At 57.5% G+C, this 13,157-nt stretch carries 11 protein-coding genes; all 11 read right to left on the bottom strand.

The annotated features are described in order from the left end of the window. Positions 1-44: 44 nt before the first annotated feature. Complete coding sequence (locus ACWGXE_RS19680; protein ID WP_447599785.1) at positions 45-1,535, bottom strand: OmpP1/FadL family transporter; 1,491 nt, start codon at positions 1,533-1,535, stop codon at positions 45-47. Then, positions 1,448-3,748 (bottom strand): ATP-binding protein, encoded by a 2,301-nt coding sequence (locus tag ACWGXE_RS19685; RefSeq protein WP_447599786.1) that lies wholly within the window; start codon positions 3,746-3,748, stop codon positions 1,448-1,450. The genes ACWGXE_RS19680 and ACWGXE_RS19685 overlap by 88 nt, the downstream gene beginning before the upstream one ends. Before the next feature lie 15 nt (positions 3,749-3,763). Then, entirely contained in the window at positions 3,764-4,684 is a 921-nt protein-coding gene (locus ACWGXE_RS19690) for an ABC transporter substrate-binding protein (protein WP_447603812.1), read from the bottom strand. Positions 4,685-4,787: 103 nt separating this feature from the next. Then, entirely contained in the window at positions 4,788-8,294 is a 3,507-nt protein-coding gene (locus ACWGXE_RS19695; protein ID WP_447599787.1) for a PAS domain S-box protein, read from the bottom strand. Then, positions 8,282-8,746 (bottom strand): four helix bundle protein, encoded by a 465-nt coding sequence (locus ACWGXE_RS19700; RefSeq protein ID WP_447599788.1) that lies wholly within the window; start codon positions 8,744-8,746, stop codon positions 8,282-8,284. Before ACWGXE_RS19700 ends, ACWGXE_RS19695 begins: the two co-directional genes overlap by 13 nt. Positions 8,747-9,276: 530 nt before the next feature. Continuing rightward, positions 9,277-9,570 (bottom strand): hypothetical protein, encoded by a 294-nt coding sequence (locus ACWGXE_RS19705; RefSeq protein ID WP_447599789.1) that lies wholly within the window; start codon positions 9,568-9,570, stop codon positions 9,277-9,279. Between the two features lie 53 nt (positions 9,571-9,623). Then, a complete protein-coding gene (locus ACWGXE_RS19710) occupies positions 9,624-9,806 on the bottom strand; it encodes a hypothetical protein (protein ID WP_447599790.1) in 183 nt (60 codons plus the stop codon). Between the two features lie 290 nt (positions 9,807-10,096). Further along, positions 10,097-10,828, bottom strand: coding sequence for a DUF928 domain-containing protein (locus ACWGXE_RS19715; protein ID WP_447599791.1), 732 nt, complete (start codon positions 10,826-10,828; stop codon positions 10,097-10,099). A gap of 40 nt (positions 10,829-10,868) precedes the next feature. Continuing rightward, positions 10,869-11,600, bottom strand: coding sequence for a DUF928 domain-containing protein (locus tag ACWGXE_RS19720; protein WP_447599792.1), 732 nt, complete (start codon positions 11,598-11,600; stop codon positions 10,869-10,871). Between the two features lie 425 nt (positions 11,601-12,025). Further along, a complete protein-coding gene (locus ACWGXE_RS19725) occupies positions 12,026-12,382 on the bottom strand; it encodes a type II toxin-antitoxin system VapC family toxin (RefSeq protein ID WP_447599793.1) in 357 nt (118 codons plus the stop codon). Beyond that, on the bottom strand, positions 12,379-12,579 hold the full coding sequence (locus tag ACWGXE_RS19730; protein ID WP_447599794.1) for a type II toxin-antitoxin system VapB family antitoxin: 201 nt from the start codon (positions 12,577-12,579) through the stop codon (positions 12,379-12,381). The genes ACWGXE_RS19725 and ACWGXE_RS19730 overlap by 4 nt, the downstream gene beginning before the upstream one ends. Positions 12,580-13,157 lie beyond the last annotated feature (578 nt).

Below are 13,157 nucleotides of genomic sequence, written 5' to 3' on the forward strand. Positions count from 1 at the left end.
CCGAACGCTACGTCACTTTTCATGGCGGCCTTCCCGCAATGGACCTAAAAATTCACCCGAAGATTGACGGCCCCCACATACCACGCCGTCTGGTATGTCCCATTGATCACGCCCGGGATCGCCACGGGATTCTGGTTGCCGGCCACGGTCCGCGTTTCGTACAACAACGTCTGAAAAGCCAGATCAAGCCCGATCGCGCGGGAACGAATCGGCCCGATGCTTGACCCCTCACAGGCAAGCAGGCCGAGAAAACGGCCCTGCTCTTTGCATAGCAGGCCCAATCCCACTGAAATCGAATGGTTGTCGGCGTCCGGGACGGTCGGGGAAAAGGAAGTGTCTGGAACGGCACTCTGCGAATGCCAATAGCCCCCACGCAGCGCGACTTCCCAATGAGGTAACCGCTCCGGCCGGAGCCATTTGTATTCCGTTCCTATCATGACCGTATAGGTGCTGCGCCAATTCTGTGGAAAGGCGATGGTCGTGCCGTTGGAGAGATGCACATCCGTGTTGCGGAGCGATTTCCAGCCTGTATAGTCCACGTCCAGTTCGAGCTTCCATTCATGGTCCGGATCACGCACCGGCCAGACTGCGACTCCGCCCGTAAAGACCTGCGGCAGCACGAGCGTGGTGGAGGCATCGGCAATCAATCCTCCATTCGCGAGGAAATTTCCATTCAAATGCAACGTCGCCTGACTGCGATACACGAATCCAATATTCACGAGCGGCTTGCCGTCGCTGTTGCGAAACGGCGTATACATCAGGCTCGCATTAAATCCCGCGGCGGTATCGCCCCCATTGATTTCCAATGGAGCGCCGGCCGGAATCCCCGGCAACCCGGCATTGTTGAGTTTCGTCACTCCTTGTCCGGCACCCCAGAAACTGGCAAACGTATAAATATCCGCTCCCACCCCCACCGACAGCTGATCGTTGAACCGATAAGCCAGCGTGGGTTTGATATCGAGCAAGGGAAGGGTCTGACGGGTCACGGCGGTTGAAAAGGGGGCTTCGTTGGCATATCGATACAGGATACCGAAGGGGGAGAGCACGCCGATACCGGCCGTGACGCCGGAAAGCCCGGCAAGTCCCACGTCCTTCAAATTCGCCGTCGCATAAAAATTGATGGGCGGCGGGAACGCCACACTCCCGCCGAAATCACCCCGAGCGGTCGCGCCGGTCTGGCTGTCGAACGACGTGTGACCGCCTGCCAGGATGGTACCGGCGGAGAACTGAACTCCTCGCAACTGCGTCATCCCCGCCGGATTATAAAATAATGCCGATGGGTCGTCGGCCTGCGCCGTGAAGGCTCCACTTTGCCCCACCGCCGACGCGCTTTGATCCAGGATGCGAAACCCAGTCGCAGAGGCGGACGCGGGAGGCAATAAGCATCCCAGCACGAGCGCCGCCATGCCGACCCTTAGCCTCACGAGACGCATGGATGAGATCCCGCTCAGCGACCTTGCCCCGGCGCCGGCGCGCCGGAACAGGGAATGGTGAAATAGAAACGGCTTCCCACATTCAACTGGCTTTCCACCCATATGTCTCCTCCATGAAGCCTGACCAGGCTCTTTGTAATGAATAACCCCAGCTGCGCGCCTTGAGACGAAGGCAGCGAGGACTCGACTTTGGAAAACTCATTGAATACTTTTGGCACTTCATGGGCCGCGATGCCGCAGCCTGAGTCGATGATGCCGATCTGCACGAATCCTTCTTTCAGGAGAAACTCTACGGAGACCCGGCCTCCTGGCGGCGTGAACTTCACCGCATTGCCGAGCAGGTTCCATAGAACCTGCTCCAATTTATCGCGATCGGCCTGAACCAGCGGGAATTCCTCGCATGCGGCGATGTGAAGCGTGATGGATTTTTCCGCCGCCATGGTCTGAAAGCTCTCCACCACATCACCGACGAACTCGCAAATGGCGAGAGGCTCGGGCTTCAGTTCAATACGTCCCACGTCGATGCGGGACCAATCCAGCAGCTGGTTGATGATCCGTGTCAGCCGCTCGATATTGTGCTTCACCCGCTGCAGGTAGTGTTGCTGGCGGTCCGTCAACTGTCCGGTGAGGCCGTCGAGCATGTTTTCGACGAACCCTTTGATGGACGTCATCGGCGTGCGCAACTCATGAGACGCAACCGATACGAATTTTGACCGGCGCCGGTCATGCTCCTGCAGGCGTTCATTGGCGCTTTGCAATTCCTCTGTGCGTTCCTCGACACGGCTCTCCAAACTCTGGGTCAGGCTTTCCAGTTCGCTATAGGCCCTGGCATTGTCGATCGCCACCGCCACGTGGCTGGCGACCGTCATCAAGAGGTCAAGGTCTTCCTGATTGCAAAGTTGTGTTCCTCGGTCCGCACCCATGTACCCCAGGATCCGTTGCTGGCTGCGCAGCGGCACGCCCACGAAGGAGAGTAGTCCCACCTTCCGAACCAGAGGCAGAACGGCAGGAGAAATTCTATGCGCCACCGACTCGAGATCAGAAATGAGTACTGGTTTGCCATGGATCAACATTTCCGCGGCAAGCCCGCCGTCGTCCCGGACCGGAATGACCAGCTCCCGGGCCGCCCGTTCGACCTCGACGGGAACTCCGGCGACCTGGCCGAGCACGGCAACGCCGCGTTCACTGTCCAACAAGAACAAAACCATGCGTGTGAACCCAAGGTTATCGCTCAGGAGTTGCAGCACCATGCTCATCAGTCGGTCCTGGTCGAGCGTCGAGGTGATCGCGGCACTGGTTTGATTCAACGTCGTCAATTGGGTGACTTGCCGGCGAATAATTTCCAAATTTCCGGAAATCGCCTGATTCCGCTCCTGAATTGATTTGGTCATGAGATTGAACATCCCCGTCAGTTGCCCTACTTCATCCCGCGTCGTCGGCGTGACGAACGTCGAGAAATCCCCTTCCGCGACTTTTCTCGCGCCGGCAGCGAGATGGCGTAACGGCGTGATGATCATCCTGGCCAGGAACACCGTTCCCAGGATGCCGGCCAGCGCGATCCCGAGTGCAAGCAACACGAAATTGCCGATGATCCTCGCCAGCTCCCGCTGCATCACCGACTCGGTGAGTCCGACCTGCACGACACCGTAGACTTTGGACTGCGGGGTCGGCTGAGGCCGGAGCAGATCTTCTCCCTGGAGCGGCAACGCCTCGCTTTGGGTCGTCTCACGCCTCATGACGGGAAGCGCAAAATCGTAAAAGGTCTCGTCCGAGCCCCGCCCACTGAACAGCGGGAATCCGGATTCGTGCGGCGGAATGATGATCGAGCCGATGCCACTGAGGCGCAAATGCGTGACCAGCGGGTCGGCGCGAGGCTGCTTCACGAGGGTTTCCGCGATTTCAGGACGGGGGTAGAAGGGTTTATCGGCGGAACGTGTCTGCGTGAGCGTGCTTTCCAGCTTTCCTTTGCTCCGTGCGGCGAGCACTTGGCCGTCGCTGCCCGAGATAATGACATAGACCACTTCATCGGCTTCCATCACCCCGGTGATGAACTGGTCCAGCATCGTCCGCTCCTCGATGATAATGCCATAGCGGACATTGTGGGCAAGGTTCTTGACCAGAACAGCCCCCAAATCCTTTACCCGGTCCGCCATGGCGACCCGCTTGTTCTGGATGAAATACCAGCTCAAGGCGGAGCAAGTGAGAACGATGATCAGGCTGAAGAAGACGACAAATTTCGTCCTCAGACCGATGAATCGCCCGGCCCCGACGGTCGGAGGATGCGGTATCTTCAGGTTGTCGCTCTGCTGATCCATGGGAGCGCCTCGCGATTAATAAAGTTCATCGGCTCGCGTTTCCATTTCTTTTGGAATGTCGATGCCGAGGAACTTAGCCGTCTTGAGGTTCAAGGTCATTTCGATCCGATCCGGGGAAATGGGGGCGAGCGGCAAGCTCGCGCGTCCATCCAAAAGTTTTCGCGTCAATTGACCGGCTTGCCGGCCGATGTCCTGATAATTGACCGACAGGCACAGAAGGGCGCCGGTCTTCGCGAATTCGCGTGAGAATCCGATGACCGGCACATGAGCTTCCAGAGCGCTGTTCAGAATGAACCGCAGTGACTCATCGTTCAGGACCGTCGAATCCGGGATTAACCACAACGCGCCGATGGATCCCAATAGCCGCTGGAGCGCGGCCGGTACTTCCTTCTCGGTCGACACGGGGGTCGCATACAGGTCGGCATTGTTGGCGTGCTTCATCAGACGCTGCGCATCTTCGATCACCGCGGCGGTCTTTGCCGGGTCGTAGAGCGTGCCGATATGCTTCACGCGAGGCAGCAGCATCTTAATGGTGGCCAGCTGGCGCTCCACCGGCACTTCCAGTAAGACGCCCGTCATGTTTGGCGTCGACAATCCGTACTTCGCCGGGTCCAGCACCATGACATAGACAATCGGGATATCGACGATCTCCAATTGCGCCGCCTTGGCCGCCTTGAGCCCCACCGCCAGGACAAGGGCGGGATCGGAGGCCCGGATTTTTCGAGCCAGTTTGCGGCCTTTTTCCAGATCGCCTTGGAGGTCGTATTCTGTCAGGGTTAGGTTGCCGGGTAGCGCCGCTTTGAAGCCGGCGATGGCCTGGTTATAGGCCGCGATGTCGGAGGATTTGAGAATGGCGACTTCCGTCGCGTCGGCGGGAAGCGGACGGAACAGTGATTGGTGGAGAACCAGCGCGCTCAGCAGACAAAGCCAGAGCATCACGCTCCGGCGTACCCCTCCGATTGAGGTTCCCCTCGCTGAACGCGTCACTCGCGCTGATCTCCCGATAATCCGATATGTCTGTATGAGGCCTTTCCCTCATTCATAGGTTGTGAACATCCCGTCCTGTCACGTCGCTCACCGTACCTAACACGCGCACGGCGCGATTTTCGCTATCGCGGTAAATCCGTCCCGCCCAAGCCAGCCAGTGTAGCGTCCCATCGGGCCACATCACGCGGTGCGTAGCCTCTATGGCGGCCTGGCCGGTCAATGCTCGTTGGACCGAAGCAAGCAACGACCCGCGATCTTCCAGGTACACCAGCTCGATGTAGGCCGCGTATGTGCCGGCAAATGAGCCGGTGGCCAGCCCGCATAGGGCCTCCACTCCAGCGGACCAGTACATGCGCCCGGTGCGGATGTCCCAGTCCCAGATACCCACATGCGATGCCGAGAGGGCCATGCGCAGTCGCTCTTCGCTCATACGGAGCTGCTCTTCCGCGCGCTTACGTTCGGTAATGTCGGTCGAAATTCCGCACGACGCATAGACTCGTCCCTGCGGATCCACGAGCGGCACCTTCACGGAAATGTAGGCGTGGAGACCGTCCGGGTGGGGAGCGACTTCTTCATACTCACACGGCTGGCCTGTCTTGAGCACAAGAAGGTCATTGGCGCGGAAGGCGTCGGCAAATTCCTTCGGAAAGATGTCGTGATCCGTCTTCCCTCGCAACTGGTCGAGCGGGATTGAAAACAGTTGCTCGAAACGGGAGTTGACCAGCAGATATCGGCCGTCCGCATCTTTGGCGTAGACGACCGCCGTGGAATTGTTGATGATGGACCGGAGCAGCTCCTCGCTCTGCCGGAGCGCTTCCTCAAAGCGTTTGCGGTCCGTGATGCATTGCAGGGACCCGGCCATGCGAATCAGCCGCCCCGCCTCGTCCCAGACGCCTTGTCCCCGCGCGCGGAACCACCGGTATTCTCCCTGCTTAGTGAGCAACCGGTATTCGTGATCGTACGGAATGCGGCGTTCGATATGCGCTTCGAGAGCTGCAAACGTTTGCTCTTTGTCTTCGGGATGCAGCCGGGCGATCCAACTTTCCAGCATATCCGGGAACTCAGCTTCGCTCACGCCGAGCATTTCCCGTACGCGGGGCGAATACCAGATCGGCGTACTCGGGGAATACCACGGCTCGTTCGGCGGCATGCGACCGTCCCAGAACCCGTCGTTCGACCCGTGGATGACGTGCTCCAGCCGCTCCTCGCTGATGCGCAGCGCTTCCTGGACTCGCCGGTACTCGGTGATATCCCGCGACGTGACCAGCAGCCGCCGCAGCGTATGTTGCGCGTCATACATAGGTGTGATCTGCACGTCCCACCATTTCCGCTGGCCGCCGGCGATCGGACAGCAGCCGACGAACTTCCCGGTCTCTCCGGCTTTCGCCGCCGCAATCGCGGCAAACGCGGCCGCCCGATCTTCTTCTTCCCAGAAATCCGTCCAGAGCCGGTTTGTCAGCGCAGAAGGATCCGTGATTCCCATCAGCGCCGCCCCGGCCTGGTTCATGAATTGAATGCGATCCTCGAGGTCAAGCACCTTGATACAATCGGCGCTGCTCCGGAGAATTTGATTCGTGAAATCCTCGCTTTCACGAGCGGCCCGCTCCGCGTCCTTCATCGCGCTGATGTCTTCGCACACGATCAACACCACCGGTTCACCGCGTTCGTTCATGACCGCCTGAGCCGTTTCTCGCACCCAGATCACCGAGCGGTCCTTTCTCACTTTGCGCAATTCCCAACTCATGGGCACGCCGGGCGAAGCGAGGCAGGATTCCACGCTGCTCCGCACAGCGGCCCGATCGGCATCATGGAAGATATCGAAGACCGACCGGCCGACCAGTTCTTCCACCTTGTATCCGAGCTGTTCGGATCCAAAGCGATTCACGGACAAGACAACGCCCACCCCGTCCACCATGAAGTACATCGACGGGTTGTCTTCGAAAAGCGCTCGATAGCGCGCCTCGCTCTCTTGCAGTGATTTCTCCGCGAGCTTGCGGTCGGTAATATCGAAGATGGCGCCGTCGAGCCACAGCAGCCGGCCATCCTCCCCGAAGATGGCCTGACCGTTTTCATAGACCCATCGAATCCTGTCCTGGGCGGTCACAATGCGGTATTCCAATTGATAGGGCTGCCTGCCGAAAATGGCTTTCCCGATGACCTCCTGGACCAGAAGGCGATCGTCGCTGTGAATAATGCTGGCGTAGGATCGGACCACATTGTCGATGAAATCGGAAGCGGGGTAACCGCAGATGTCCTGGATGGCCTCGCTGAGATATCGCATTGTCCAGTCCGCGTCACAGGCGCAGCGGTACACCGCTCCCGGAATATTGGCGACCAAGGAGCGAAAGCGCTGTTCCGCCTCCTCCAGGGCCGACTCGGCGCGCTTGCGATCCGAAATATCGCGAAACACGACGACCACACCGATCACCCGATGATCCTCGCGAATGGGCGTGCTCACATACTCCACAGGGAAGCTGGTGCCGTCCTTTCGCCAGAACACCTCGTTGGTAACCCGGCGCACGCGGCCATCATGGATCGCGCCATGAACAGGACAGAGTTCCATAGGATAGGGGGCGCCGTCAGCCTTGGTATGATGCAGGATCCGATGCATCGATCGGCCCAGCAGCTCATCCACCTCATATCCAAGCAAGGCGGCGGCCGCCGTATTGACGAATGTCGTGTTGCCATCGGCGTCCAATCCGTAGATGCCTTCGCCGGCCTGCGTCAAGATCAACGCATGCTGCCGGCGCAATCGATCGAGGGCCACTTCCGCGCGCCGCCGCTCGGTAATGTCCCGAATGATGCCGCTGTAGAACGATTGCCCTCCGCTCTTCCAGGTCGCCAGTGAGAGTTCCAGCGGAAATTCAGTTCCGTCCTTTCGCAATCCTTCGACCGCAATCAGGCTCCCGATCAGCCGGGATTGCCCCGTGGCTCGAACTCGCTGAAACCCCCGTTCATGGGCCGCCCGGTATCGCTCGGGCATGATGATGGTGAGCGGCCTCCCCCGGACCTCGGCTTCGGTATAGCCGAACAGCCGCCTGGCGGCCTGGTTCCAGGACACGATGAGGCCATCCTCATCGGCCAATACGATGGCATCCGTCGCCGATCCCACGAGCGAGCGAAACCGTTCCTCGCTTTCGCTGAGCGCATGCTCGACAGACTGCACTTTGGTCGCCAGCTCGTGGACGCCGACGGCGCGCGTCAGGATCGCGATCAATTCGTCGCGGTTGTACGGCTTGGTCAAGTAGGCGAAGGCGCCCTCGCTCAATGAGCCTACTGTCCGTTCGGTGGTCGTAAAGGCGGTCAGGATGATGACGGGAAGCCGCGGATCCAACTCTTGCAGCGTCCGTAGGACGCCGAATCCGTCGCCGTCCGGCAGGCTCAAGTCCAGGATGACGGCGTCGTAATGCCGGCCCCTTGCCGCCGTCAGCGCCTCGGCGCAGGTGTAGGCGACATTAACCCGATACCCATGATGATCGAGAAAATCCTGCAGGCCGAGGACGATATCCGGATCGTCGTCCACCACCAGAATGGAATAGTCTGTCGTCAGGGAAGCCATGACGCACCTCGCTTGGCTCGGTGTAGTTCCGAATTCTGAATGATGCATGCTGAATGATGGATGTCAGGAGAAGACAAAGAGCCTGACTTTAATCGTGAGCGGGCAGTGAGGATGATGCTGTTAAGAATGGTCAGGATTTCCTGGCATTCATTCACAAGACCGTTGAGACTGGCACTATCGATCATCATCGATCCATGGAGTATCCTGAGCCAGTACATGGTTTCCGTGGCCTCCTTCGCGGAAATCGACATTTTGGCTATGAATTCTTTTTTTCTGTGCGCACCGATAGCCTCTTCAACATTGGTTCCAATAGAAGTTCCTGATCGAAGCAGTTGTTTTGAGAGGGAAGACTCCTTCTGTTCCATTTGAAGGAATCGGCTGAATTTGACGATCTTCACTGCAAAGGCAAAACTCTTCTCCTGGATCACGTTCTTACGTTGTTGTTTCTCCACAGCTCTTCTCTCCTTACAATTTCCATTCATCATTCAGCATTCCGCATTTCACGTTGTTCATTGGCCGCTCCCCATTCCTCATTCCTAACTGCTCCTTCCTCATTTAGGGTCTCAGACCCCGCTGCCCCATGGCGTGCCAGGCCGCAGTGACACATGGCCTGCGCAAGGAAGGCTGTTTTGAGCCCTTCTCATCGGCGCTCGTCAGGCGTCGGCGCGAACAGTTGTCCTCGGTGCACAACGCGCTTCAACACCGAGGAAGGTCCTTTCAATCGTGTACGAAAAAGATTGGCAGGTTTTTGCAAGGGTAGATCGGCCCTCTCGGGATGCCGGGCGCAGGACCGATGTGTCATGGCCCTTCTGACCTCGCACTCTGGTCGCGGAAGGTGATACCACAAGCTATCTTGGGTCGGAATGTCCTAACGCAAAATGCATGCTTGGAATGCCGAAGGCGGCCGCCTGGAAAGGCGGCCATCAGGCAGGAAAATTAAAGGGTTGGGATAGAGGTCTGAGAAGGAATCGCCCCGGCCGGTTCAGGCTGGTATCTGAGAAGATACAGTATGTATTTCATCAGATACAGAGGCGGAGGAATCGCGGTCCATCTTGGGCCGCCCAGGCTTCAGCGCTCCAAGCCGTGGAGCGAATGGCCGGCCGTTCTGTACTTCGCGTTGTTTGAGTAAATCTTCAAGGGCCTGCGTGATCAATCCGGCCATCGTCGAACCCGGCGTCCAATAGGCGGCGTCGCGCACTCGCTCGACGAGGTCCGCCGGTAGACTCACCGTCATCCGCTGTCGCTTGAAGGATCGCATAAATAGAAGGCGATTCATGGCATTCCTCCCGGTTGTTAAATAAGGTCCGCCGGCCTATAAATCGAGGCGGGTTATGCGACGGCCTTCATGCCCCGCTCTTTTCCTTGAATGGGACCCGTTTCCTGCCGCATTGCCGGATGGTCTTCCCCATCCTTGCTCAGATCCTCTGAATCATTTCCTTGAAGCGAAGCCGCGACAAGGAGCCAGACCATGCCGACCATTCCAATCAGAAGTCCCCATATGACGAGTTCCATATGAACCTCCCGGTTGTTTGGAGGTCATTCAAGCCGATCACTATTGCTCGATGGGAAGAACCCTTATCCTCTGCCGTGAGAATGAGCAACTGCTATGCCATCGGCTCGTGTTCAATACCTGCACCGGTAAACTTCTTGAAATTCCTACAGTTCTGATCAAATTAGTCATAGCCCTTATGGCACCCTTACCTAGTTTAAGAAGCGCTACTGTATCTAATTTGATGGAGGCGTATCCAATTGGATAACGCGTGTTCTACAGAAATCTGTATCGGCGAAGAACGACCCGATGATTAACTTGGCAAGTAGACGCCGGCTTGTCTCAACAGATGATCCAGGATTTTCTGCAAGGCGCTCCGGTCGTGCTCCCGTTCCATAAGATCAAGCAGGCAGGCAATGGCGTCATACCACAATCCGGATTCGGCATAGCGATACACTGCCTCCAGTTCACAGGTATTCCACGTACAGGGCATATTCAGGGCGCAGGCTTCATCGAACGGGATTCGCTCGATCATGCCGCCCGCGACGAGATCTTGGGACGGCTTTTCCGGATTCCACACCAGCGTGATGAACCATCTATACTGTTCCTGCTCCTTCAGATCGATTCCGTGTTCCCGCAAGCGAATACAATGAATGCCGGCGCGAATAGGAGAGGGAAGCGACTTGTCCAGGATCGGACGAATCCCTCGCGAATCGACCACGGTGAAGGTGATCGGCCCGGAGGTGTTCATAGAGAGATACCAGCAGAGAGAGGGATCGCTCTTAATGGTAAAGGCGATATGATCCGGAACCAAGGCGATCAATTGAGGCGCATCTGCCTTTGCTCCTCTGGATCTGCCTCCGATGCGTGCACGGGGCGCATTCTCCTTCCGCGGTTTGTAGATCGGCATGCGCGCCTCCGGCGGCGCAGTAAGTTCCGCCACGGCATTTGCCTGATGGCTGGAGGGCAACCACTCAAAATGGTGAGGGGTCTCGAACCAAACGAGAAAGAACCCGAGAAGAAAGACGAGCCTGGGAGGACGCATGGCACCCTCCATCGAAAGTGCATCTCTCTTTCAACACTCGTTAGAAATTCCGAGCATGGGGGGCTGAGAGATCCCATTCGGCCACTTCATGCAGCCCCACTTGCTTCAACAAACCAGCCCGCTGCCGGCGCAAGTCTCTATCATCCGGATTGATTTCGATAAGATCGCAGAGACAGGCCATCGCGTCATACCAAAACCCTTTGCTTGCGCTGACCGCCACCGCATCTCTGTTACAGGTCGTGGTCGCGTCCAACACGAGACACTCGCTGAACTCGCACCGTTCGATGATGCCGCCGGTTACGATATCCCGGGAGGGTGAATCGGCATCCTTGATTAACGAGACGTACCATCGGTATTGGACATTCGGCTGGAGGGTGAAGTCAATGTCGCTCAGTTTGATCGCTTGGACACCGGCCTTCTCGGGAGGCGTAATGGATTTCTCCACCAAGGCCCGGATTGACCGCTCGTCGATCAGCGTGAACCGAATCGGCAGGGAGGTACGCTTCGACAGAAACCAATTCAGCTCGGGATGTTGCTTGACGGTTATCCCCACGTGGTCGGGGACTAATGCGGTCACCGCCGGATCGGATCCCTCGGTGCCGCGCAGTCCCCTGCCGATACGAGCCCGCGGCGTCGCATGCTCCGGAGGCTTGTAGACCGGCATGTTCTGCTGGCTGTCAGAGAAGGCCTCGCTCGTTACCAGCAATAGACAGGCGCCGATAACCGGGCCGACGAATCCAGAGAGGACACTATGGTAGGCTTTGGAGGCCATCGTGACACCATACGGCTTTACCCCACCGCTCTCGGCCCTACCATGCGCAAGGCCTATGCCACTAAGGTCTTTCCCTTGTATCCCTAGACCGGCCCATCATAGACGCATATATTTACTGAGGAAAAACAGACCGGGCCATTAAGCCCTAGCTCGAATATTGAAAGGATTTTCCTGTTTCCGGTGTATCCGAATGGATGCGGACCGTATCCAAAGCGATACGAGGAGGTCTGCTATTGGCTTGCAGGCTCTTCGAGACAGGAGACCCTTTTCGTGAAGCGTAAAGATTAGCCTGCCAGGATCTGCTGAAGAAATCATGGATGAAGGTTAGCCGGCCTCATACCACGATGACTTTCTTCCGAACGTGATGCAACCGAACGATTTCCAGAGATTGTCCCTCATCGAAGTGGCAGCAAACCAGCCGATCTTCATTCCAGAAGATTCAGTGTAGCGGCCGCTCTCAGCAATGGCCCGTCCAAGCTCCAAAGAGCACACCCTGTGAGAAGTGCTGACGCAAGGATGTGCACATCGATCCAACCCAAACCGCGTCCGTATAGGCGTCGTCCGTCTAAGAAATGCAGGACTTCGTCATGCTCCAGTACCCGAGCCTGTGGCAAAGCACCTAATAGAGTAAGTATTTCATGACGGTTTCGCAATGTCCCGCAAGCCAACTCACCTGCAATGAACGGGTGGCAGAATACCTGCTCCTCAGACAGCAGAGACTGCAACTGTTCACTTCCCGTACGGAAATGATGAATCCACACCGACGTGTCGACCAGAATCATGCCGGGCGGGCGAAACGCCGTCTTGGGATAGGACGGAGTCCCTTTTCTGTCCCTGCGAGTTCCGCTAAGCGGCGGGCACTAGCTCTAGCGACCAGAGCCTCCAAACCCAGGCGTACAAGTGAAGTCTTCTCCTTCACCCCCGTAAGTTTGGCAGCGTGACGTAGAAGGGAATCGTCGATGTTCAGTGTCGTCCTCATATGCATCAGTATGTCCTATTCATGCATACAGTTCAAGCCCCTATCCTAATCCTTGAGTAAAAAGCGCCTGCCTGCCGGGACAATGACTCATGCAAGTAGGCTGGAGAGGAGCGCACTCTAGTGTGGAGCGAGCCGGGGTAATTTCTTGAGAATCTGTGGCAGTTCACCAAGCGTTCTTTTCTTGACCGGAGGATGTAGCCGGTCCGGTCCCAATGTGCCACGGGTCTTCCTCCGCGAAGAATCGTGTACCGCGCGCCTTAAATCTAATAGTGTTCAACAAATCGGAAAACTCGTGCAGTGCGGAAGCCGGAACGAATCGGCCTGGAAGCATGTCCGGCCGGTGGAAGTACGCCGGCGGATTACGGTCTCAGCTCGAACTGAGGGCAGTGGCGGGACCCGACGAGGGAAAAATGATGGGGTCGGTAGTCAACGGTTCTTTGATCTGCAATCGTTCAGCTACAGCAACGAGTGACGCATCAACAAAACCGCGGCCGCGTCGACATACCAGAATCGGCTTCACCATTTACGCTTCGAGTGGGGAGACGTCCAGAGCAGGTCTTCAGCCCGATCGGCGATGT

The organism is Nitrospira sp. Nam80 (assembly GCF_965152575.1).